This is a genomic window from Micromonospora sp. NPDC049044, assembly GCF_040649215.1.
Taxonomy (GTDB): domain Bacteria; phylum Actinomycetota; class Actinomycetes; order Mycobacteriales; family Micromonosporaceae; genus Micromonospora.
Genome location: NZ_JBEZFA010000012.1, coordinates 1 through 22031 on the forward strand (window position 1 = coordinate 1; position 22031 = coordinate 22031).

Annotated in this window: 26 protein-coding genes, 3 tRNA genes and 1 pseudogene; 12 read left to right on the plus strand and 18 right to left on the minus strand. The window is 67.5% G+C overall.

The window, feature by feature from the left end:
• Positions 1 to 111: 111 nt before the first annotated feature.
• The 12 genes from rplA to AB0B85_RS12405 all read right to left on the minus strand — a co-directional run bounded on the left by rplA (position 112) and on the right by AB0B85_RS12405 (position 7367).
• The gene (gene rplA / locus AB0B85_RS12350; RefSeq protein ID WP_357406443.1) at positions 112 to 828 is read right to left on the minus strand and encodes a 50S ribosomal protein L1; all 717 of its coding nucleotides are present in this window, start codon (positions 826 to 828) and stop codon (positions 112 to 114) included.
• Positions 829 to 906: 78 nt separating this feature from the next.
• On the minus strand, positions 907 to 1338 hold the full coding sequence (gene rplK, locus AB0B85_RS12355; protein WP_145778886.1) for a 50S ribosomal protein L11: 432 nt from the start codon (positions 1336 to 1338) through the stop codon (positions 907 to 909).
• A 187-nt stretch (positions 1339 to 1525) separates the two neighbouring features.
• The gene (gene nusG / locus AB0B85_RS12360; protein WP_357406446.1) at positions 1526 to 2248 is read right to left on the minus strand and encodes a transcription termination/antitermination protein NusG; all 723 of its coding nucleotides are present in this window, start codon (positions 2246 to 2248) and stop codon (positions 1526 to 1528) included.
• A gap of 39 nt (positions 2249 to 2287) precedes the next feature.
• Complete coding sequence (secE, locus tag AB0B85_RS12365) at positions 2288 to 2680, minus strand: preprotein translocase subunit SecE (protein ID WP_088950249.1); 393 nt, start codon at positions 2678 to 2680, stop codon at positions 2288 to 2290.
• Between the two features lie 210 nt (positions 2681 to 2890).
• Positions 2891 to 2963, minus strand: a tRNA-Trp gene (locus tag AB0B85_RS12370).
• A gap of 129 nt (positions 2964 to 3092) precedes the next feature.
• Entirely contained in the window at positions 3093 to 3485 is a 393-nt protein-coding gene (locus AB0B85_RS12375) for a MaoC family dehydratase (protein ID WP_357406448.1), read from the minus strand.
• A gap of 1 nt (position 3486) precedes the next feature.
• Entirely contained in the window at positions 3487 to 3933 is a 447-nt protein-coding gene (locus tag AB0B85_RS12380) for a MaoC family dehydratase N-terminal domain-containing protein (protein ID WP_357406450.1), read from the minus strand.
• Positions 3934 to 4058: 125 nt separating this feature from the next.
• Positions 4059 to 4226, minus strand: a complete 168-nt coding sequence (gene rpmG, locus AB0B85_RS12385) for a 50S ribosomal protein L33 (RefSeq protein ID WP_007073056.1) — start codon at positions 4224 to 4226, stop codon at positions 4059 to 4061.
• Between the two features lie 134 nt (positions 4227 to 4360).
• Positions 4361 to 4433 (minus strand) — tRNA-Met (locus AB0B85_RS12390).
• A 24-nt stretch (positions 4434 to 4457) separates the two neighbouring features.
• A tRNA-Thr gene (locus AB0B85_RS12395) sits at positions 4458 to 4530 on the minus strand.
• A 93-nt stretch (positions 4531 to 4623) separates the two neighbouring features.
• The gene (locus AB0B85_RS12400) at positions 4624 to 7149 is read right to left on the minus strand and encodes a bifunctional diguanylate cyclase/phosphodiesterase (protein ID WP_357406452.1); all 2526 of its coding nucleotides are present in this window, start codon (positions 7147 to 7149) and stop codon (positions 4624 to 4626) included.
• Between the two features lie 41 nt (positions 7150 to 7190).
• Positions 7191 to 7367 (minus strand): hypothetical protein, encoded by a 177-nt coding sequence (locus AB0B85_RS12405; protein ID WP_357406454.1) that lies wholly within the window; start codon positions 7365 to 7367, stop codon positions 7191 to 7193.
• A gap of 489 nt (positions 7368 to 7856) precedes the next feature.
• Between AB0B85_RS12405 and AB0B85_RS12410 the strand changes: the two genes are divergently transcribed.
• The 5 genes from AB0B85_RS12410 to AB0B85_RS12430 all read left to right on the plus strand — a co-directional run bounded on the left by AB0B85_RS12410 (position 7857) and on the right by AB0B85_RS12430 (position 11774).
• Positions 7857 to 8300: a hypothetical protein gene (locus AB0B85_RS12410; protein WP_357406456.1), complete on the plus strand. Its 444-nt coding sequence runs from the start codon at positions 7857 to 7859 to the stop codon at positions 8298 to 8300.
• Positions 8301 to 8456: 156 nt separating this feature from the next.
• Positions 8457 to 9119, plus strand: a complete 663-nt coding sequence (locus AB0B85_RS12415; RefSeq protein ID WP_357406458.1) for a putative T7SS-secreted protein — start codon at positions 8457 to 8459, stop codon at positions 9117 to 9119.
• On the plus strand, positions 9119 to 9955 hold the full coding sequence (locus tag AB0B85_RS12420; protein WP_357406460.1) for an ESX secretion-associated protein EspG: 837 nt from the start codon (positions 9119 to 9121) through the stop codon (positions 9953 to 9955). Before AB0B85_RS12415 ends, AB0B85_RS12420 begins: the two co-directional genes overlap by 1 nt.
• The gene (locus tag AB0B85_RS12425; protein ID WP_357406462.1) at positions 9948 to 11306 is read left to right on the plus strand and encodes an alpha/beta hydrolase; all 1359 of its coding nucleotides are present in this window, start codon (positions 9948 to 9950) and stop codon (positions 11304 to 11306) included. Before AB0B85_RS12420 ends, AB0B85_RS12425 begins: the two co-directional genes overlap by 8 nt.
• 18 nt (positions 11307 to 11324) lie before the next feature.
• Positions 11325 to 11774 carry a hypothetical protein gene (locus AB0B85_RS12430; RefSeq protein ID WP_357406464.1) on the plus strand — a complete coding sequence of 150 codons (450 nt, stop codon included), beginning with the start codon at positions 11325 to 11327 and terminating at the stop codon, positions 11772 to 11774.
• Positions 11775 to 11795: 21 nt separating this feature from the next.
• Here the strand turns inward: AB0B85_RS12430 and AB0B85_RS12435 are convergent, their stop codons facing one another.
• Positions 11796 to 12002 carry a hypothetical protein gene (locus AB0B85_RS12435; protein WP_357406466.1) on the minus strand — a complete coding sequence of 69 codons (207 nt, stop codon included), beginning with the start codon at positions 12000 to 12002 and terminating at the stop codon, positions 11796 to 11798.
• A 62-nt stretch (positions 12003 to 12064) separates the two neighbouring features.
• Positions 12065 to 12295, minus strand: a pseudogene (locus tag AB0B85_RS12440) (hypothetical protein); the annotation flags it as partial.
• A 1631-nt stretch (positions 12296 to 13926) separates the two neighbouring features.
• On the opposite strand from AB0B85_RS12440, the gene AB0B85_RS12445 reads away from it, so the two are divergent.
• Complete coding sequence (locus AB0B85_RS12445; RefSeq protein WP_357406468.1) at positions 13927 to 14286, plus strand: hypothetical protein; 360 nt, start codon at positions 13927 to 13929, stop codon at positions 14284 to 14286.
• The gene (locus AB0B85_RS12450) at positions 14283 to 14903 is read left to right on the plus strand and encodes a hypothetical protein (protein ID WP_357406470.1); all 621 of its coding nucleotides are present in this window, start codon (positions 14283 to 14285) and stop codon (positions 14901 to 14903) included. The genes AB0B85_RS12445 and AB0B85_RS12450 overlap by 4 nt, the downstream gene beginning before the upstream one ends.
• A 141-nt stretch (positions 14904 to 15044) precedes the next feature.
• Here the strand turns inward: AB0B85_RS12450 and AB0B85_RS12455 are convergent, their stop codons facing one another.
• From AB0B85_RS12455 to AB0B85_RS12470, 4 genes are all read right to left on the minus strand, one after another.
• The gene (locus AB0B85_RS12455) at positions 15045 to 16388 is read right to left on the minus strand and encodes a hypothetical protein (protein ID WP_357406472.1); all 1344 of its coding nucleotides are present in this window, start codon (positions 16386 to 16388) and stop codon (positions 15045 to 15047) included.
• A 63-nt stretch (positions 16389 to 16451) separates the two neighbouring features.
• Positions 16452 to 17393 carry an NAD-dependent epimerase/dehydratase family protein gene (locus AB0B85_RS12460; protein WP_357406474.1) on the minus strand — a complete coding sequence of 314 codons (942 nt, stop codon included), beginning with the start codon at positions 17391 to 17393 and terminating at the stop codon, positions 16452 to 16454.
• A 1-nt stretch (position 17394) separates the two neighbouring features.
• A complete protein-coding gene (locus AB0B85_RS12465; protein ID WP_357406476.1) occupies positions 17395 to 18882 on the minus strand; it encodes a helix-turn-helix transcriptional regulator in 1488 nt (495 codons plus the stop codon).
• Between the two features lie 73 nt (positions 18883 to 18955).
• A complete protein-coding gene (locus AB0B85_RS12470; RefSeq protein WP_357406477.1) occupies positions 18956 to 19369 on the minus strand; it encodes a helix-turn-helix transcriptional regulator in 414 nt (137 codons plus the stop codon).
• 402 nt (positions 19370 to 19771) lie between these two features.
• Between AB0B85_RS12470 and AB0B85_RS12475 the strand changes: the two genes are divergently transcribed.
• From AB0B85_RS12475 to AB0B85_RS12495, 5 genes are all read left to right on the plus strand, one after another.
• Positions 19772 to 20017 carry a DUF6284 family protein gene (locus AB0B85_RS12475; RefSeq protein WP_357406479.1) on the plus strand — a complete coding sequence of 82 codons (246 nt, stop codon included), beginning with the start codon at positions 19772 to 19774 and terminating at the stop codon, positions 20015 to 20017.
• On the plus strand, positions 20017 to 20391 hold the full coding sequence (locus AB0B85_RS12480) for an RRQRL motif-containing zinc-binding protein (RefSeq protein ID WP_357406482.1): 375 nt from the start codon (positions 20017 to 20019) through the stop codon (positions 20389 to 20391). Before AB0B85_RS12475 ends, AB0B85_RS12480 begins: the two co-directional genes overlap by 1 nt.
• Complete coding sequence (locus tag AB0B85_RS12485; protein WP_357406484.1) at positions 20388 to 21179, plus strand: ABC transporter permease; 792 nt, start codon at positions 20388 to 20390, stop codon at positions 21177 to 21179. Before AB0B85_RS12480 ends, AB0B85_RS12485 begins: the two co-directional genes overlap by 4 nt.
• Positions 21180 to 21273: 94 nt before the next feature.
• The gene (locus tag AB0B85_RS12490; RefSeq protein WP_357406486.1) at positions 21274 to 21705 is read left to right on the plus strand and encodes a helix-turn-helix transcriptional regulator; all 432 of its coding nucleotides are present in this window, start codon (positions 21274 to 21276) and stop codon (positions 21703 to 21705) included.
• Between the two features lie 83 nt (positions 21706 to 21788).
• Positions 21789 to 22010, plus strand: a complete 222-nt coding sequence (locus tag AB0B85_RS12495; protein ID WP_357406488.1) for a hypothetical protein — start codon at positions 21789 to 21791, stop codon at positions 22008 to 22010.
• Positions 22011 to 22031: the final 21 nt, after the last annotated feature.

The following is a 22031-nucleotide window of genomic DNA, read 5'->3' on the forward strand; positions in this document are numbered from 1 at the left end:
GGACGGCAGCGGCGTCGTGGTGATCGGACTGGGCCGGTTCGGCTGCCACCTGGCCGATGCTCTCACCCGGATGGACCGCGAGGTGTTGGCCATCGGAGCAGCTGTGTCGGCTCAGGCCTCGGCGGTGTCACCCGTGAGGTTCTTCACCAGGTTGGGGTCGACCGGAACGCCCGGGCCCATCGTGGAGGTCACGATGACCTTGCGAAGGTACTTGCCCTTGGCCGCGGACGGCTTGGCCCGCAGCACCTCGTCGAGCACCGCAGCGTAGTTCTCCACCAGCTGGCTCTCCGTAAAGGAGGCCTTGCCGATGATCAGGTGCAGGTTGGAGTGCTTGTCCACCCGGAAGGTGATCTTGCCGCCCTTGATGTCCTGCACCGCCTTGGTGACGTCCATGGTCACCGTGCCGGTCTTCGGGTTCGGCATGAGACCGCGCGGGCCCAGGATCCGCGCGATCCGGCCGATCTTGGCCATCTGGTCCGGCGTGGCGATCGCCGCGTCGAAGTCGAGCCAACCACCCTGGATCCGGGCGACCAGCTCATCGGTGCCCACCTCGTCCGCACCCGCCGCGGCAGCCTCTTCGGCCTTCGCGCCACCGGCGAACACGATCACGCGGGCGGTCTTACCGGTGCCGTGCGGCAGGTTGACCGTGCCGCGGACCATCTGGTCCGCCTTGCGGGGGTCGACGCCGAGGCGCATGGCGACCTCGACCGTGGCGTCGAACTTGACGTTGGTGGTCTCCTTGGCCAGCTTCACGGCCTCGGCGGGGGTGTAGAGCTTGGACCGGTCGATGACATCGGCGGCCTTGCGGTAGCTCTTGCTGCGCTGCATTGCTTATTACTCCTGTGGTCTCTGGCGGGCCGCTCGGCGCGGGCCCTCCCACGGTCTGGTCGACGGCCTGGGCCGACGTCAGTCGTTGACGGTGATGCCCATCGACCGGGCGGTGCCGGCGATGATCTTCTCGGCCTGCTCGATGTCGTTGGCGTTGAGGTCGGCCATCTTCTTCTCGGCGATCTCACGCAGCTGGGCGCGGCTGACCGAGCCGACCTTCTCGGACTGCGGAACACCCGAACCCTTCTGCACACCAGCGGCCTTGATCAGCAGCCGGGCAGCGGGCGGGGTCTTCAGCACGAACGTGAAGGAACGGTCCTCGTACACGCTGATCTCGGCGGGGACGATGTCGCCCCGCTGGGACTCGGTCTGCGAGTTGTAGGACTTGCAGAACTCCATGATGTTCACGCCGTGCTGGCCGAGCGCGGGGCCGACCGGCGGCGCCGGCGTGGCCTGGCCCGCCGGCAGCTGAAGCGTGAACGTCTTGACGAGCTTCTTCTTCGGAGGCATGTCACTTCCTGGGGCTTGGAGCTGGGAAAATGCGGCTGTCGCCGCCCTCGGAGCGCGCACGGTCAGCGCGGTGCGACAGCGGCGACATTCAAGAGTAGCGCAGGCCGCAGCCCACTCGTCCGCCGAGGTCGAGCGGGAGGGCGTACGCCGACGTCGGCGGCGGGTCGGACCCGCCGCCGACGACCAGTCAGATCTTGGCGACCTGGTTGAAGTTGAGCTCCACCGGCGTCTCGCGACCGAAGATCGACACCAGCACCTTGAGCTTCTGCTGGTCGGCGTTGATCTCGCTGATCGTGGCCGGCAGCGACGCGAACGCACCGTCGGTGACGGTGACCGAGTCGCCCACCTCGAAGTCGAGGACCTTGATCTCCGGCTTCGACTTCTTCTGCTCGGTCTCGACGGCCGGTGCCAGCCACTTCAGCACCTCGTCGAGGGAGAGCGGGGCGGGCCGGTCGGCCCGGTCGGTCGCGCCGACGAAGCCGGTCACGCCCGGGGTGTTGCGGACACACGAGTAGGACTCGGCGGTCAGCTCCATCCGGACCAGGATGTAGCCCGGGAAGACCTTGGCCTGGATCTGGGAACGCTTACCGTTCTTGACCTCGACCTCTTCCCTGGTCGGCACCTCGACCTGGTAGATGAAGTCCTCCATGTCGAGGCTCGTGATCCGGGTCTCGAGGTTGGTCTTGACCTTGTTCTCGTAGCCGGCGTAGGAGTGCACGACGTACCAGTCGCCCGGCGCGTAGCGCAGCTTCTGCCGCAGCTCGGCGACGGGGTCGTAATCCTCGTCCGGTGCAGGCTCGGTGGTGGGGAACTCCGGCTCGCTGGCGGCCTCAACCGACTCGTCACCAGCCGCCGTCGCGACCGTGGACTGCTCGTCCGCGGGTCCGGCGGTCTCGTCGTACTCAGGCACGCTCGCTCACTTCCATCACTATCGGCTGGAGGCAGCCGGTCAGTCCGAGTTGCCGAAGACAAACAACACGACCTTGGCGAAGCCGTAGTCCAGCACGCCGACGATCGTCAGCATCACCGCGACGAACGTCACCACCACGGCGGTGTAGGTCAGCAACTCCTTGCGGGTCGGCCAGATGACCTTACGCAGTTCGGCAACGACCTCGCGGAAGAACCGGGCGATGCGGCCGAACACGCCCACCCGACCCGTTTCCGACCGCGTGGTGGGCCGGCTGTCCGCCGACTCCGCCCGGGCGCGGGACCGCGTGGCGGTGCCGCCTCGGGAAACCGGCTCGTCCGCGCTGGAGGCGTCGTCGTCGGCTACGTCGTCGACGACCTCGTCGTCCAGACGATCGTCGCCGGCGTCCTCGCCGTGCCGCTTGTTGTCGGCCACTTCGCCCTCCGTCGCGGAATCTCGGGTCGCACGCCGAGCGGCGTACGCGGCGCTGGTCACGCCGGCCGGACCCAACCGTCCCGCGACGGGCCGCGGCCGGTGGATCACGGAGGGCCCGATTGCCTCGGGCCACCCCGCCGATGCCACCACCACGGGCCGGACGCCGCCGAACTGGCGGCGCGACCCACGGGAACGGTCAGGCCTGAGGCGCAGGGGTGACAGGACTTGAACCTGCAGCCTGCGGTTTTGGAGACCGCTGCTCTGCCAATTGAGCTACACCCCTGTGCGGCAACACTCGCCCCACGCGGTCACAGACGACCGAGCAGGGGTCACTTGCCCCACGGCGGACCAGTGTACGGGTAGCTGCCCGACTTTCCCAACCGGTCTCTCCGCCTCGCGTGGCGGGCCTGCTTCAGCGCGTGGTCCGGATGGTCGCGCGGGCCTGCGAGAGCACCTTCTCGCCCCCGCAGGTAGCCGTCACGTCGAGTCGGGTGAGCCCGTCCCCCGTCACCTCACGGACCCGCGCGGTGACCTCGATCTCGGTCCCCCGGTCATCGTCCGGGACCACCACCGGGCGGGTGAACCGGACGCCGTACTCGACCACCGCGTCCGGCGACCCGGCCCACTCGGTGACCGCCCGACCGACGAGCGCCATGGTGAACATGCCGTGGGCGATCACCCCGGGCAGACCCACGTTCGTGGCGAACCTGTCGCTCCAGTGGATCGGGTTGAAGTCACCCGACGCGCCGGCGTAGCGGACCAGGTCCGCGCGGGTCACCTGGAACGTCTTGGCTGACAACTCCATCTCAGGCCTCCCCGCGTACGACGATCTTCGACCAGACGGCGACCACCGGTTCCCCGGTGACGGTGTGCACGTCGGTGCGCGTGGTCAGGAAGCCGTGCCCGCCCCTGGTGCTGACGTCCTCGATGGTGTTGACGCAGACCAGCTCGTCGCCAGCGACCACCGGCCGGGTGTACGCGAACCGTTGGTCGCCATGCACCACGCGGCTGTAGTCCATACCCAGGGCCGGGTCCTCGATGATCTGGCGGCTCGCGGCCATCGTGACGATCACCGGGAAGGTCGGCGGAGCCACCACGTCGGGGTGGCCGAGCGCCTGCGCGGCCGCTGGGTCGTGGTGGGCCGGATCGGTGGCGCCGATGGCGGTGGCGAACTCACGGATCTTTTCTCGGCCCACCTGGTAGGGGGCGGTCGGCGGATAGGTCCGGCCGACGAAGGAAGGGTCCAGGGACATGCCGCGAACCTACACGGAACGCACAATCGCCGACCTGGTCGGCAGGCTGCGGCGGAGCCGCACCACACCGCTCAGATCGGCGATTGGAAAGCTTTGACACCGGCCGGCACGAGGCCGGCCCCGGGTCAGCGGGTCTCGCGGTGGACCGTGTGCCGACCGTCGCGCGGGCAGAACTTCTTCAGCTCGATGCGGTCGGGGTCGTTGCGCCGGTTCTTGCGCGTGATGTAGTTGCGCTCCTTGCACTCCACACACGCCAAAGTGATCTTCGGCCGGACATCGGTAGCCTTCGCCACGGCGGAGTGCCTTCCTCGCTAACGGAAACAACTACGACGCGCCAGCCTAGACGCTGACAGCGCGGACATGCAAAGTGGGCGCCGGAAGCGCCCATTTTCTTACGACCACCGGCAACAAGCCCGGAAGACGAGAGTAGCGGTGGCCGGACTTGAACCGGCGACACAGCGATTATGAGCCGCTTGCTCTACCATCTGAGCTACACCGCTGCGATGGGTCCAGCTGAACCCTCGAGCCCCCTTACGGAATCGAACCGTAGACCTTCTCCTTACCATGGAGACGCTCTGCCGACTGAGCTAAGGGGGCCTGCGCGAACTCCCCGTGGGGCGCGCAGGAGTAAGAGTACACGGCCCTGCTCGACAGGTGAAATCGGAACCCCGGTGATCGTCTACGCCCAGCTCAGGGCACCACACGCAGGCGCGGCAGCTCCCCGCTGGAGATCGATTCCGGCTCGACCTGGGCACCGAACCAGGCGGCCAGCCGCTCGTACGGCAGCGGGCGGCTGAACAGGAAGCCCTGCCCGATCTCACAGCCGATGTCCTGGAGAAGCTCCAGGGTCAGCTCACTCTCCACGCCCTCGGCGACCACCGCCAGGCCGAACTGCTGCGAGAGGGTGACCACGGCGTTGACGATGGCCAGGTCCCCCGGGTCGGTCGCCATGCCCTGCACGAAGGAGCGGTCCACCTTCACCTCGTGCACCGGCAGCCGGCGCAGGTGCGCCAGCGACGAGTCGCCGGTGCCGAAGTCGTCCACCGAGAGCCGGACACCCAGATCACGCAGCCGCCGCAGGGTCGGGATGGGCCGGTCGGTGCCGTCCAACACCCCCGCCTCGGTGATCTCCAGGGTCAGCCGCTGCGCCGGCACGCCGTACTCGGTGAGCAGCTCCTGGACCCGGTCCGGGAAGTGCTGGTCGGTGAGGGTACGGGCGGCGATGTTCACAGCGATCGGCAGCGGCTGATCGGCGAGCGCCCAGTCCCGGCTGCGGCGTAGCCCCTCCCGGAGGACCACCTCGGTGAGCCGGCTCAGCTGGCCGGTGTGCTCGGCCACCGCCACGAAGTCCTCGGGAGCGACAGTGCCGTGCGTCGGGTCCTCCCACCGGGCCAGGCACTCGACCCCGACCAGACGTCGATCCCGCAGCGTCACCTTGGGCTGGAAGTAGACCTCCAGCTCGTCCTGGTCCAGGGCGCGGCGCAGGTCGCCGGCCAGACCCAACCGGCGCAGCGATCGGGACTCCAGCGCGGGGTTGAACAGCTGCACACTGCCCGGCACCGACTTGGCCGCGGTGGCGGCCAGGTCGACCCTGAGCAGCAGGGTCGCCGCGTCGCTGCCGTGATCGGGGTGCACGGCCACCCCGACGGCTGTGTTCACGTCGAGGGTGAGCGCGTCGAAGACCATCTCGTCCCGGATCTGGTCGCGCAGCTGGGCGGCCAGCTCGAGCGCCGCCTCCGCGCTCTCCAACCGCAGTGTCACCAGGAACTCGTCCCCACCGGCGCGACCCACCAGAGCCGACGACGGCGCGCTGGCCCGCAGCCGGCTGGCAACCTCGGCGAGGACCTTGTCCCCGGCCGCGTGACCAAGCGACTCGTTCACTTGGCGCAGCCCGTCCACGTCGAAGAGCAGCAGTGCCACCACCTCGCCGGGGGCCGCGATCGTGAAGGACTCGGCGAGCGCGCCGGTGATCCGCCGACGGTTGGGCAGGCGGGTCAGTGCGTCGTGGTACGCGTCGTGCCGGAGCCTGTCGACCAGCCGCGAATTCTCCAGGGCGACGGCGGCGTGCGCCGCCACGGTCTCGAAGATGGGGAGGTCGGCCGGAGCGAAGTGACCCACGTCGCTGAGCCGGTTGGCCACCTCCAGCGTGCCGATCACCGCCTGCCCGGAGCGCAGGGGCACCGCGATGACGTCCTTGACCTTGGAGTCGGCGAGCGCGGACCGCAGCATCGGGTCACCGCCGAAGGCCCGACCGAGGGCGACCGTCCGACCCGACTTACGGGTCTTCTCCCGGATGACCGGCGGTGTCGGGGCGACGTCGAGCAGGCCCCGGTCGTCGAGGCGTGCGGTAAGCAGGACCTCCGGGTGCCGGCCCTGGGCCGGAAGCCACAACGTGGCGTACTCCGCCTGCATGAGAGAGCGGAGTCGGCCGAGCAGCGCGTCGGTCAGGTTGCCCTCCTGACCCGCCTCGCTCATCGCCCGGGTCAGCTCGTACATGTCGCCCAGGGTGCGATGCTGCCGAATGAACTGCGAGTAGGAGCGGTAGAGCAGGACGCCGGCCACGGCCAGCGCCAGCAGCAGCAGGATCGACCAGAGCGTGGTCGCCAGGGCGATGAGGATGATCATCCCGACCGCGACGTTGAGCGCCGTGGTCAGCAGCACCTGGACCGCCGTACTCGCCGTCTCCCTGGTGCCCTGCCAACCCTGGAGAAGGGTGATCACGCCGACCACGGCGACCAAGCTGATCAACGCGTTGGCGGCGACGGCGGCGAAGACCGCACCCCAGGTGGTCGGACCGACCCCCTCGTGCGGTGGCATGGCGGCCAACACCAGCCCGGCGACGGAGAACCCGGCCGCCGCCCGCGCGACGTTGAACCAGAACTTCGGCGGCGCGTAACCGCGGTGAAGCTGCGTGAAAAGCTCGGCCGCCGTAGCGACGACGACCATGAGCAGCGGCGACAGCCAGAACAGGGCGAGCACGAGTGGGATCTCGAGGAGGGTCACCACCACCGCTTGACGGCGGACGACGAAGCTGAGCGTTGGGATGCCGGCGGCAGCCATCACCACCAGCAACGCAACAGCAGTCGGCCAATCCTCAAGGCGGATTGGCACCGTTAGCGCGAGGACCAACGACCCCACCAGGGCGATCCCGGCGAGGGGTGCCGTGATCAGCCAGGCGTGCTCGGTCGTACGACGTCGGACAGCCTTAGGTGACACCGCACCGCCCTGTCATCGGACACGTCGCCGCCGCACCGGGGTCACCGAGCGACGCTTGACGCTCCACTCGGAACCGAAACGCTGTGGCCGGCGGGGGCACCCCACTCGATCAGCGTGGACTGGAAACCACTGCCGAGTTGGGCACCAAGGAAACCAACGGCCAGCGCGGCGAGGACGAGCGACGCCGTGCGCAGCCGGCCAAACTTTCGACCAGACATTTGGAACTCCTGTCGGCAGGGGGCTGTGCGGGGATGGAGATTCCACGATGGTGCCACAGCGACGTCCGCCAGGAAAGTTCCACACCCGCGATCGGGCCAACCGACCCGCGAGCCGACCCGCTCGGCCGGGCGGGCACAACGTCCGGCCAGACCATCTGCTGATCAACCCACGGCGGCACGGCCAAGAAACGACCTAGCAGGGGAAAGCGCACCTACTAGACGTAACAGTTGAATTGACCTGTCGTCCCTCTGTCTCGGGTACGCACACTACTCGTCGCTACGTCGGGACGACAGGGCACTGTCAGCAATCTCGCGACAGTGCTCGGGACCCCGATCGCTTGGATGCTTATCGATCTACTCCCGGTTCTGGCTCAGACTCGCGTAGTGACCGGAACACGGCCCGCAACTCCGCGGCGAACAGCTCCGGCCCAGCGGACGCCGGATCGCCGACTCGCGGTAATCAAACCTGGCTCAGGGTAATTGTGGTGCATGGCGAACCAACGACAGAGCCCAGCGGTCAACGGGGCTCACTCCCGGCCAAGCGACGTCGACGACAAGACAGTTGAGGCGTTGGGCAAGTTGAGCGAGGCGCTGGAGACCATCCATCGGGTACGCGGTCACCTGTACTCGGCACACCAGCTCGTCGGCGGCGCGGACCTCACCCTCGACCAGGTGGTGAAGCTGCTCCGCGAGGCCGGGCACGACGAGACGGCCGACCGGGTCGAGCAGGAACTGTTGGGCCGCAACGTGCTACCCGGCCGGTGGACGTTCCAGATCGTGGAGGAGTTCGACGACGGCTACTACGCCGCGTTCCAGGAGATCGAGCGGGACGCGCGGGAGAAGCTGGCCGGCGGACGGCGGCACATCTACGAGGCGGAGATGAAGGAACGGCGGCGTACCCACGGGATGCCGGGGCACGAGGCAACGCCGTAGCGCGACCGTCGACGCCATTCGGGATCATCGAGGCCGGCGCGCCAGCTCGGGGCTCGATGATCCGCAGTCGTACCCGACAATCGGCCGACTCCCGGTGCGCGGCCTGGCTGGGCCACTTCCGGTGGAGCGGCCGTACCCCCGGATGAAGTAGCCGCGGTGACCGCGTTGGCCCTGGCCAGCGCGCCGGTGCCCGCGGCGGCCGGCAACACCGGGTGGAAAGACGGGTGCCGGGCCCCTGGCCACCCACTCCACGGCGAAAGCCTGTCGAACTGCCGACATCGACATCTGTTGCGCCGCTGTGATCCACTGGGCGGGGATCAGCTTGCACTTGTCTACACGGGGGACAACGGCATGAGCCTCTATGGCGACCCAGACGAATTGGATCGCGTCGCCGCACGCCTCGCGGCTCGCGCACGTGAGCTGCGCGATTGGCGTGACGATCACAACCGCCGAGTCGAAACCGCGCACTGGGTCTCGACCGCGGCGGACGCGTATCGGCAGCGGGCACGCGCCGACAGCGCAGAGATCAGTCGCGCCGCCGACAACCTGGAGCAGGCCGCCAGAGACCTCTACGCGCATGCGCAGGAGGTCCGGGAGACGCTGGCCCGCATCGCCGCGATCGAACGGGCGGCAGTGGACTGGTTCGACCGCACGAGCCGTGAAATCGCCAACCAGGTGCAGCAGGTCGCCGGAGTCCTGGAGCGGGTGCTGACGCCCCCGTGGGACGCCTGGCCGTACAAGCCCGGATTGCTGCCGCCGCCTGGCGACCGTCAGTGGCTGGATGTGGGAAAGCTCCTCCGGTCGACGGGCGCGATCTGATGCCGAGCCAGGCGCTTGCCGCGCACCGGCTGACGCTGTCGGCCCAGGAGTGGTCGGTGCTCTGCACGAAGGCGGAACTGCCCCAACCCCCCGGGTTCGACAGCCAGGTCCCCGACGACGGCACCCCAGCCACGCAGGAAGCGACGGATGCCCTCTTCGAACGGGGCGTACTGACCGGCGACGAACGCGAGCCGACCGCCTCGGTCGCCGCCAACCTCGCGGTGATCGTGGGCGGACAGGTAGTCGTTGACGTCGTCATGTCGGTCCGGCATCTCGGCCTCCGCGCACGCTTTGCGATCACCGGCGAACTCGGAGCGAGCCTGCTGACGCTTCCCGACCAGGCAGTGGAACTGTCCATGTTCCCGGCCGCCTCAATCGGCCGGGAACTGGTCCGCGCCGTGCCCGGCACCGACGAACTCGCGCGGGCGTCGGACCCCGTTCGAGCCGCCCTGGCGGGACCGGGCACCCCGCCGTACGGGCGGCTCCCGCTCGCGGCGCTCGCAGAGTACGGGCCCGCCCAACGCACGACCGGCACCCAGGGCACCGCAGCCGTGGCGGACCGTTGGGGGCTCACCGATGTGCAGCGTCGGTTGGCGGGGCGCCTCGACAGTGAGGTGATGGGCGTCCTGCGCGCAGTCGTCACCGGGCCCGCCCGAGGCGCAGTCGCCGTCGCGCAGATCATCTGGCTCGCCACCGCCGACGGTTGGCTCGCCACGCACCCGGTGACCGCAGCGGACGGCACCCGCGAGGTCGTCATCGAACCAGTGCAGAGAACCGACTTCGCAAGTGCCGTCGCTCCCTACCTCGCTGAACTGATCGGGAACAACGATGACTGAGCCGCAGCTCACCGTCACCGGCGGAGCCGGCGGCATCGACGCCCGCTACGAGGATCTGGACCTGCTCGCCAGCCACAGTGACGAGGTGAGCTCCTTCCTCGCCTCGGTCAGCCAGGAGTGCCACTCCGCCCTTGTCGATCCCAACGTGCTGGCGTCCGCGGTCCTGAATCCCGGCGGCGTGGCCCGCTTCGAAGCCGCCCTGCTCTCCGCCCTTGACGGACCCAACGGTATGACCGCGCTCGCCGCCGGATTCGGCCTGCGCGCCGCCGCACTCCGCACCGTCGTCACCGCCTACCAGGTCACCGACGAGGCGCAGGCGCAGGCAATCGAGAGTCTACGATGGACGCTCGGCTTCGCCCTGAGCCAGAATCTGCCAACAGTGATCCCGTTACTGGTAGGGCTGGGAGTGCCGATCGCCGCCTACGAACTGGCGGGCGGGGACATCGACTGGCAGCGGTTGATCACCGACCATCCCGGCGTCGTCGACCTGGTGGTAGGCGCGAGCCCAGGCTTGATCACTGGTCTCGGGATCCCGACACTCGACGTCACGGGCGCCGCGGGCATGCTCGGCGCCTTCTACCCCGACGGCTCCCCCGTGGTCGCCGACCTGGGTGTCGACATCGACCCTCGCGCGGCGAAGCCGCCAGAGGGGTTCGCCGACCTCATGCGCTCCCTCGACTACCGCAACGGGTTGTCGAACGCGGAACACCCCGACCAGATCGACGTGCGGACCATCCGCCACGCCGACGGCAGCACCGCGTACATCGTCGACATCCCCGGCACGAAAGCGTGGGGCATGCCCGGCGAGTTCAGCCCCTACCTCAACGATCTCGGCACCAACATCCACGTCATGGCCGGTGACACGACGACGCGTGAGGTGGCCATCGCGGATGCGCTCCGCAGGGCCGGCGCAAGCCCCACCGACCCCGTCATGCTCATCGGCCACAGCCAGGGCGGCATGGTCGCCGCGCAAGCCGCCCACGACAGCGCGAACGGCAACTTCGACTTCAACGTCACCCACGTCGTCACCGCGGGCTCTCCCATCGGTACGACCGACGTACCCGCGAACGTGCAGGTGCTGTCGCTGGAAAACTCGCACGACATCGTGCCGCATCTCGACGCGGCGGATAACCCGGACCGCCCGAACCGCACCAATGTCACCTTCGACACGCAGACCGGCAGCATCGGCAACAACCATGGCACCAACACGGCTTACGTACCCGCGGCCGAAGCCCTCGACCGGAGCAACGACCCGTCCGTGACGACGTACCGAGACAGCGCGAGCGCGTTCCTCGGCGCTCCCGGCACTACCGTGCAGACCAACGTCTACGAGCTGACCCGAGTCCCGTGATCGAGCAGGTGGAAGCGAGTGCTGCAGGTGTTTCGTAAAAGTCGAATCCTGACGTCAGTTGCCGCCTGCCTGGCCGTGTTGGCTCTTGTTCTGGCCGGATGCGAGCAGGTAGGCCCGAAGTCCCAGAAGCACGAGGAAGACATGACGCCGATCGCCACCCAGATTCAGACGCAACTCGCCGCAGAACCGGGCGTCACAACGGCGAAGGTCATCTATCAGAACAACCTGAACGCCCCCGGCATGGTCTCCGTAAGCCTGACGGCTGAGTCCGGTGCCGACATGAGGACCCTCGTGGACGCCGCCGGCAAACTGGTGTGGCAGAGCAGGCTCACGCCCATCTCGACCATCTCCATCGGTGTCGCGGATCCCGCGAACCCGGCCAGGGGCCAGGCCCAGGACTACAACCTTGTCACCGGCGACGACAAGGCACAGCTCGAACAACAGTGGGGTCCGCGGCCGGTCAAGTGACGAGGGCAACCTCGCATCCCATCACCGGAGCATGTCCAGCTCACCCGTCTCCGGGTCCACTGCCATACCGAGCTTGCGGTAGCCCTGAACCTCGGCGTCACCCTGAGGAACGAAGTCAACGACGAGGTAGGGCTTCATACCCATGGGTCCTCGCAGCTCTTCCTCGTACGGCTCGCCGACATGCCAATCCTCGATCCGGAAACCACCCCTGGGCTTCCGTGCTCGCATCCGTCTGACGAACTCAGCGGTAGCCAATTCCCGAGCCTCATCCTGATCCATGGTCCTCACTGTCAAGCAACTCGACCGAGTGCGCCACTGATCTTGTCGTTCGTGGTGTCGTCTCTTGTCGTTCGTGGTGTCGTCTTGTCGTTCATGGTGTCGTCGCCGCCGTCGATGCAGTTGGCGTAGACGCGGAGCAGGACGGCGACGCCGTGGCCCAGGCACCGGGCAACCTCGGTCGGTGGGGCACCGGCATTCAGCCACCGCGAGGCCGCCGCGTGCCGCAGGTCGTACGGCCGGCGGACGAGACACTGATAAGCCAGCGACAGCGCCAGAGGAGCCCTTAGCGGCAAGATCGACGCCACCTTCGCGGCCCAGCCGGACTCGGCAAGACAAACGACAACGGCCCCCGATCAGCATCTCTGCTGGTCAGGGGCCGTGTCTGCACCTGTTGGCGGGTAGAGGATTCGAACCTCTGAAGCCTTCGCGAGCGTCAGACTGGAAGGTGCCAATCTTGTAGCCGATTCGACGCTCAGCTCTACGGCCAGCCGAGCGGACATCGGCGACGCGTTCGGCATTCCACGCCTCGACACGCTCGACGTACTGCCAGCCGAGTTCGAGGTGCCGGCGATCGTGCCACCTCGGCACTCGGCCACGGTCATCCGGCCATCCACCACGTCTACGTGCCGCCGCCGCAGACACAGCGTTTCACCAATGTGCTGCCCGCCGTCGGCGAGGACCAAGACCAGGAGGTCATCCGGCGGCGAAAGCTCGGCCACGAGCCGGTCGACGTGCGCGGCGGTGAGGATGGTCAGCCGCGAATCCCCTCGCCGGGCACCACCAGGGCTACCAGCCTCCCGGGACGGTCAACGACTGGCCGACGAGGAGATCCGCCACCGCCGTGCAAGCGTTGCTATCGCACCTCGGACACAATCAGACCTATGGACGAGGGTTCCGATGATGCGGTCACGCGAAGCAACCAGTCGTCCCGCTGGCTTCTGTGGTGCCCGCGTGAGCCCAGCTGGGTACCGACCGCCGGGCCGACGGTCAGCCCAGACGTTCCGTTTGCGCTCGACTACGTACTCATTCAAATCCTGGTTGCGATCTACGTATCGCTCCAGTGGATGGTTGTGGTAGTGATCGCGCCAGTGGTCTTCCTCGCCCGGAGCCTGCGGGCCACCACGGGCCATAAGTCAGGGTCAGGGGAGGCCAGGTGAGCTTGAGGGATCGGACCGAGCACGGGAAGAGCCGCACGCCGGTCCGATCTTTGCGATTCAAGCCGAAGCTCCGCGCCGCCCTGACAGGCGAGCGGTCCGCATCTGGTCCGCAAGAGGCCGACGGACGGTGGGGAGTGGTGTGGAGATGTCGAGAGGCGTTTCCGGTGCTAGACCCCATGTGCCCAGGTTGCCGAAGCGGACAACTTGATCTCATAATCCCCCGGTCGGAGGTTCAAGGCCCACCGCTTGAGCCCCCTGCCCGCCGGGCACGACGGCCGGCCACCACTGGCGACCGGCTGTGTCCTACCGGCGACCGCACCAGCGCTTGACATCCTGGAGCGATGAGTATCAGCCCCAAAACAGCGAAGGCCCCTAACCCACGTTTCCGCAGGTCAAGGGCCTTGCCGTTTCCTGGTGGCGGGTAGAGGATTCGAACCTCTGAAGCTTTCGCGACGGATTTACAGAGCGCCAAGCCCAACGCCGTGACCAGCATGAACGGCGATGGGGAGAGGCACGGCAACACAGATGCGACACGGGACGTCAGGCCCACTCGATCTCACACGGCCGCAAGCTGACGGGGTGGCGACTTTGGCGGGCCTTAGATGCTCTGCCGCGCGAGCCTCAGCCCCTTGTCGGTGCATCGCCCAGCTTCCTGCCTTTGTCGCCTACTCGACACGAGCAGTGTCCGCAGTCGCGGCGTCGGCGACCATGCGCCGGTGAACGAAAGTGAACACCGCCGGCCCATGCCCAACAGCGTCCTGATCCCCGTCGGCTTGTACTGGATCATCGGGGTGACGATGGTCGTGAGTGCTGTCCTCAACGCAACCAACGACGGGGTCGGCCGGCTGGGTGCCGTCGTGTTCCTCGGAACTGTTGGCGCGGCTTGTTTGGTGGCTGCGGTCGGCCTGCAACGGCGATGGGGTCCGGCCACGTTCATGGGCTACCTCTTGGCAATTCTGCTGGCGCTGGTGTCGCTGTCAAACCCGGGCGTGGCACTGCTCCTGGTGCCGCTCGCTGTGGGGATTGCTGTGGCATTGTCTCGACCGTCGGCCAAGCAGTGGACGGGGGAAAAGTGAGCGGCATCGACTTTGCCGCCTGGCTGGCGGTCCCGGTCGGGGCCGTTGGCGCGGTGGTCGCAACGTTGGCATGGCGTACCTCGGCTGGTGCCCGCCGCGACCAGGCCGAAGCTGAGGCGACTCGACGGCACCGGGAGATGCGGCCCGAACTAGAGGTAGCCATCGACCTGCGGTTCGGCCCTGACTCGGGTGTGTTGATGGTCAAGCTCGTTGGGCCGCGCGAGGTTGAGCGGTACGACTGGATTCGCGTAGAGATCCGCGACGACAAGGAGCGTCCGCCACCCCGAATGGGCAGCGGCGTCAGCGTGGAGCAGCAGCGTCGGCAGGTGTGGGGGCCATTCTGGTTCCGCCACGGTATCGACGGAGGCAGCGAGGACAGGCGCAGCGCCGAGCAGGGCGAAAATGCGGTCACCGATACCTGGCTTTTCAGCATTGACCGAACACTGGCACCGCACTGGTATTCGGGCGGCAACCGGGCATGGCGCAAGGACTATGAGGGCGCTCCGATGCGGCTGCGGATCGAGGTCGGCTTGGGTAACCAGTCGTGGACGGAGATAGTCGAGGTGCCTCCGCCGACGCGCAGCGCATACGAACACGGCGATTTGACGGTTGTCTGAGCCGCTGGAGCGGAAACTGATCAACGCGAGCCGTGCACCGCTAGGCACTTCCAGCCGCCGCTATCCGAGCGGAAGGTGGCAGTTCCGCCATGCTGATTCCTGAAGTGCTTCGCTGATAGGCAGCACCAGACAGGGAATCGGCTAATTGCTGTCCTTGAATAGGTTTTGCACTCGGCGCTGCAAAGGCCAGGTGGCGCTCGTGTCAGCAAAGAGACGCCGAGCGGGCTCCTTGTTCCTTGATACCCGACAAAGAAGTGCAACCGCCAACAACAGCGACGCACTCTCCGCTAGCGTGGCAAGCTCGTACTCATCGAATACATACTCGGGCTCATGCTTAAGCTTGTTGTATGTGCCCCAGAACCGGTGGGACCATTCACGGCTGTCGCCTACCCACTGATCAAAGCTACCGCCAACGGAACGGGCTATCGGCCAGGCCCACCCGCACCCTTGGCCACGCCTCCTACAGCAACTCTCCTTCGCCCATGCCGTGGTTCTCCTATGGGTGGCAACCCAGTACTCCATAGCGGCGGCGATTTCCAGTATCCGAACGGGCGGGGAAGCCTTGCCGTACCTATAAGGCTCAATCACGGGCCGAACGGCACGAAGATGATTCGAGCACAGGATTAGCCATCGCCTCAAAGATGGCATTCCACCAAGCTCCTGCAGAGTCAGGAGAGGGAAGTCTTTGCGTGCCGCTTGTACAACTCCGGGGCGAGTGACCATCAACCAGGCGTCCCACAGCCGCAATTCCTCGGGAGCCTCCTTCGTGAGATCCGGCGTGGCTAATCCACCCTCGGCCGTGATGGACCCCTCGTAACAGAAGGATATTAGGTCTTGGATTCTAAGCAGCGGCTGCCGGAGTGCCCATAGTGATTGGGGGCGTGCACTGCGGCACTCCAGTTCAACCGGCGCGTTGATCGTCCTGCGATCAGCCGACCCCCGCGTGCTCCAGTACGGCGAGATGGCAACCTCTCGGCCGCCCGGTATGCGGATTGAGGCTTCCGGCTGCGATTCGACTCGCACCGTAAATCCGGTCAACCTTCCTTCTTGGTCACGGCTGACGGATTCCCGAGCCCCAGTCAAACCAAACCAACGCGATATCCCAAAGAAGTGTGCCGAAAGAGAGCGGAGGCGCTCACTTCTAATGTCTTCGATGGGCGCGTTGGCGAGCAGGGTACGGGCACGGTAATGCCGCACCGATGCGGCAGACCCACCCATCCTCGTTTTCAGGCCGACACCTTTTACGTCAAGCATGAGCAATCCGCCGCGCTCGGTCGCTCCCGTAATCAGTCGCGGTCGAGGTATGTGCTCACCACCATCATCCCGGAAAGCATCTTCATCCAATGCCGTCAGCTCGACTGTATCCGGCGCGATTAAGCGAATGTAACCCCGCTCAGGCTCAGCACTGATTCTCCTTGGCTTTTCGTACCACGGCCAGAACCAACCTATTGTTCCATCCAGGATCGAAGTTACATCGTCTTCCATTAAAAGTCCTCGCGGTTGTCGCACGCCCGGGAGGCACAATTTTCACACAGGGAATAGCGATATTCAATCATGGGGCCATGACTCCCATGCATCCGCAAGAATGTCGCCGATCTTGGACTTCTCCGGCGTCCAGCCGAGAACGGTTTGAGCACGGCCAACGTCGGCAACCAGCTCCGGCGGTTCGGGCTTTGGCGGTTGACTGTGGACAATTACCGACTTCCCAGCGATCTGTTCGACAGTGGCCACCACGTTGGCCATGCTCGTTCCGATGCCTGAGCCAATGTTGATGGTCTGGCTAATGCCTGGAGTGCAGGCGGTCAGAGCCAGTCGGACTGCGACGGCGACGTCGGCCACGTGCACGAAGTCCCGCACCGCCGCCCCGTCGCCGTTAAGAGTGACTTGGTCAAGTTCTCCGGTGATCGCGCGGAAGACGTTCGGGATGATCCGTGCGCCGTCGGTATCGGTGACGCCGTCGACGGCCCCGGCGATGTTGAAGGGCCGGAGGATGACCGCGCCGATTGCTCCTGTCGCCGCGTATGCCGCGACCATGTGCTCAGCCGCGACCTTCGACGCCGCGTATGGGCTCTCGGGATGCGGGTCGAGGTCTTCGGACAGTGCGCCATGGTGTTGCGACCCGTAGACGATGTTGGTGGAAGCGAAAACCAGAGCGGCCGGCGCGGTGGTGGTCCGCGCCGCGTCCAGGGCCATGAGCAGGTTCAGGGTGCCGGTCGCGTTGACGTCGAAATAGCCCAGCGGGTCTGCGAACGAGTCCCGCCCGCTGGTTAGCGCCGCAAGATGTACGACTCCGTCGTACCCGCCCTCCTGGACGATCTCGGCGACCCGCGCACGGTCGCGGATGTCCCCTGTCACCAGCTCGACGCCGGACGGTGCGGTTCGGTCACCGCGGCCCCGGGTCATGACCGTGACGCGGTGTTTGGCGGCAAGCAGGTCGCGGGCGACGGCGCGGCCGAGGAATCCCAGGCCACCAGTTACCAGTACGTGCACGTCAGCTTCTCCCCAGGATCGTGCGGCGGTGTTCCCACGCGAGTTCAAGGCATCCGGCCGCCGCCGGTGCCAGTCGCCCGCTGGCGGTCAGTTCGTCGATGGTGTGCCGGGTGAATGGCAACGCCGAGGTCGGCCTTACCCGTCCGGTCATAACCACGGTTCCCTCATCGTTGGAGCTGACCATGTTGGCGAACAGGTGATCGTAGGTGGGACCGTCGTACACAGCGACGGTCAGAATCTCGCCCCACAGGGTGAGTGCGTCGAGCGCGACTCCGAGGCAGAACACCCGCACCCCGCCGGACGCATACGCCCGGTCGAACGCCGCCAGCGGTTCCGCGCTGTAGTCCGCCGGTTCGCCGTCGCCGCCGTGCTCGGCACTGCCGAGGAATTCCTCGCTGTACTCCCGCATCATGTTGCGCCACAGGTCGAAGTCGGCCACCTGAGCGGCAGGCAGGACGCTCGATGGCTGGAACACTCCCGCCGGCATGATGTGCAGCATTCCCCCGGCTACGGCGACGTTGCCGGCTGCGCGGTTATGCAGGACGAAGGACGCTCCGTCGTCGTCTACCCTCAGGGTGAGCGTGTCGGTTGACGGCGCTGTCGGCCGACGGCTGGGCGTGAACGGGTCACCCACGAGACGACGGAAGCTCAGGTGTCGCCAGGATGCCGGCAGGATGCCGCTACCGTCGCCGGCTACGTGGTACATGGCCATTTCGTGCGCGAGCGCTTCCGAGACATCGACACCGCCGAAGTACGTGCCGGTAGTGAACGTGAGTGCATTCTCGGGCTGGCTCCAATCGACTCCCGCGAGGTGCCACGCGAGCCGATTTTCAAAGAGCCGCGGCTGTTCAACATCCCGCAGGGCGAGGCTGTAGCGCTGGTGCCGCCGCCCGTCCGACGCCAACGGCCGTACGACGGCCGCCGCGTCCTCGGTCCCGGTGACGAGGGGCGCGGTTCCCTCCGGGGCAAGCCCAATTCCGAACCGTGCCAACTCAATCGGGGTTGACGGCAACCATTGCGGTGCCGCAATCAAGCCGCTGTCACCTACACGCAGCTCTACGTCGTAAAGCCGCGCGGCCTCGCGCGCAAGCTGCACACGGTGAGCGTTCAGCTTCCGCCGGACCGCTCGCCACTCTTCCTGGCTGTCCTCGGCCTGCGGGTGAGACACCGGATCTTGGTAGATCGCGAAACCTCCGGAATCGCTCTCGGGACTGTCGCGCTGCCTAGGCGTGACGCGCTGCCTGGTGAGTCCAAGGTCCTGCACAGATACGCCGAAGTGCTCGGCAAGAAGCTGCCGGTAGAGCGCGGACGGATACGTGATCCCTCGCTCCCACCTGCTGACCTGATTGGCGGTCAGAGCCAGTCTCTTCCCACGCGCCACCCCCAGGCGGTTCAACCCATCCGCCACGTCCTGCTGAGTCTCGCCCGCAGCGTCGCGGAGGTTGTACAAGGCGAGATTCGGGGTGGCATCCCTGGCGTGAGCAGGCACAGCGGCCCTCCTTCGCTGGCGTAGGCACCCGCTGACGCGCAACCGCGCCTAGTCGATGCCTAGTCGACGGCGTTTACCCGGCTGATGAACGGCGTTCGGGTGCGCGTTCGGAACTGGTGTCCTTATCGCCATGACCGACATCGACACCCATCCGCTCTACGGCATCCGCGAGCCGCCGCACCTCGGCGTGCAGCTGGTCCAGCCGTGCGAGTACCAGCGACGAACTGTCAGCCCGTCCCACTCCCCCGCCGCCGTCCGGCGGTGTGGACCCGGTCAGCACGGCACGAAGGTAGTCGTCTGGCCAGCCGAGAGCCTGCGAGATCGCGGCGAGCGTGCGCGCCGACCGCTTGCGGGTTGCGGTCGCCTTTTGCAGCTCACGCAGGGTGGCAACCGACACCTTGGACCGCTCGGCCAACTCCTGTTGCGACAGCGGCAAATCGGCCATCCGGCCGTTGATTGCGCTGGCCACAGCCTGCCAATCCTCCACCCGATGCCTCCCTGTCTGACTGCTTGATCCGCTGATTCTAGTCCCCTCACCTCGTTGACACCGCACAACTTCAGCGCTAATTTTAGCGCTGAAATTAGCTACACCAGCCGGCAGGCAGCCGGGGAAGGCAGCCCCTCACGGAGCTGCGCGCCCACGAGCCTCTGCGCGCTAGTTCGTTGAGAACCGAATAGCAGGAGCGCCGCGTGGATTCGTCTGCGGCATCCCCGCCTTGAGCCACACGGTGGCCGACCCCGGTGACTTCCCGGGCGAGCGGGGCGAGCGGGCCGGATCTGGCGCGCGGCATGGACTTCTGCCTCTCAATTTCTGTTCACCCCGGGGTGCGGCCGGTCTGGTCGCACCCCGGGCTTTCCCCCACTTCATCGACTTACCGGAGGTTCCCCCGTGCGCACGCACCTTGCCCCCGTCACCGACGAACCGACCACCGCCGATCTCGCCGCGATTGACGCGGAGTGGCCGCTGATCGCGGCCGAGCTGGACGTTCTGGACGCCGAGATCACGCTGCTCTACGCCGAGGACCACGGCGGCCCGTCGCCGCTGGACTGGCGTCGGTTGCGCCGGGCCGAGGCTCGCGTCACCCGCGCCGCCACCGACACCGCCACCCGCACCGACCCGCGTCGCGCGGCCTGATGGCCCGCATCCGCGCCGCCTTTCACGACCCGGACGGCACGCGGTACGGCATCCCCACCTACTGGTGGAAGGGTGCCCCGCCCGGCTACGCCACCCGCCGCCAACTGACCGCCGCCGGCCTGCGCCCCGGCGGACAACCCGTCGCCGCACAGATCCTCTGGCAAGGGGTCGGCGGCACCCGCACCGCCTACCTGTACCGGATGGATCTGGCCGCCCCGAAGCGCACCGCGACCCCCGCGCAGCGCGCAGCCATCGGCAAGGCCCTCACCGCTCGCCGGACCTGCCGCACCTGCCACCAGGTGCGGCCGTACTTCATCCCGCGCTCGCTGGGCGAATGCCTCGCGTGCGCCATCCCCCAGGAGGACGCAGCATGACCGCCCCCACCATCAACGGCACCCGCTACCCCCAACCGATCGAAGACCTGTTGCCCGCCGCCCGCGCCCTAGACCTGCCCGACGGGGAAGTCTTCCCCTCACGCAACCGGCTCATGCGGGAGTTCCGCATCGGCGCACCCAAGGCCGGCGAACTGCTCGCGCTGCTCAAGACCGAGCCCGCCGCACCGCCGGCCGACACCAGCGACTCGGCCACCCCGGACCCGGCACCCGCCCCGGCCGCACCCGAGCCCGCGCCGCCGGTCGTACCGGACCCGACGCCCGCCCCGGAGATCACGCCGCCGACGCCGCCGGCCGAGGTCGCGTCGGTCAGTCGCCCGGACACGCCCACCCCGCCCGCGCCAACCCGGTCAGCAGTGGTGTGGCCGGTGGTGCTGCTGGCCCTGCCCGCGTTCGTCGCCATCTGGTCCGGCTGGGTCGGGTTGGGCGGGCTCACCGGGTTCGGCATCGTGCACCCGCTCCCCGGGATCTGGGACAGCTTCTCCATCAACAGTGCGATCACCCTCCCGATCGGCGTGGAGACGTACGGCGCGTACGCGCTCTACGTGTGGCTGTCCGGTCGGGTGCCCGAGCGGGCACGCCGGTTCGCCAAGTGGTCCGCCCTCGGCTCCCTCGCCATCGGCGCACTCGGGCAGGTCGCCTACCACCTGCTCGAAGCGGCCGGGGTCACCTCGGCCCCCTGGTGGATCACCACCGCCGTGGCCTGCCTGCCCGTCGCGGTGCTCGGCATGGGTGCCGCCCTCGCGCACCTCGTTCGCACGCACGACTAGCGCCGCCCGGCGGCGCGGCCCCTCGGCCTGGAAACCAGTGCCGCGCCGCCGGCCCTCACCCATCAACCCTTTCGGACCTCGGGAGATACCCCTCATGTTCGCAGACCCCACCGGCACACGTGCGGCCACGTTCGCGGCCGTGTTCGTCGCTCTCTACGTCGCTCATCAGGTCGCCGACCACTGGGTGCAGACGCAGCATCAAGCCGACTGCAAGGGCCAGCCCGGCTGGCCCGGCCGGATCGCCTGCGCCGCCCACGTCGTCACCTACACGCTCACGGCCCTGCTCGCGCTGGTGTTCGTGATCGCCGGCACCGGCCTGCGGCTGGATGCGTGGGGCGTGGCGATCGGCCTCATGATCTCGGCGGTATCGCACTACATCGCCGACCGGCGCACTCCGTTGCGCCGACTGGCCGACGCCCTCGGGAAGAACCCCGCGTGGCTGGAGCGCGGCGGTGGCCTCTACGCCCTGGACCAGTCCTGGCACGTCGGGTTCCTGTTCGTCGCCGCGCTGTTCTGCGCGGTCTGACCACCCCCGCCCTCACCGGCCCGATTTCCGGTGGGGTGCGGAGGTTGCCAGACCCGCTGGCAGCACGGCAAGGAGGAATCCTCGTGGCGATGTCGTCCTGCTCCACCTGCGGCAAGGGCTTCCGGTCCGTCTCGATCGACAGCACCGGCACCCTCGCGATCTGCACCGCCGGCCACTACAACTTCGACCCCGGTAGCCGCTCCGACAGCGGCTCGATCAAGACGGGCAGCGTCAAGGTCAAGGGTCAGTCCGCGATCGGCAACGGCGCGACCGCGATCAGCCGCAAGGGCAAGAAGGGCCGCTGATGCCGGCCCGCTGCCCCGGCT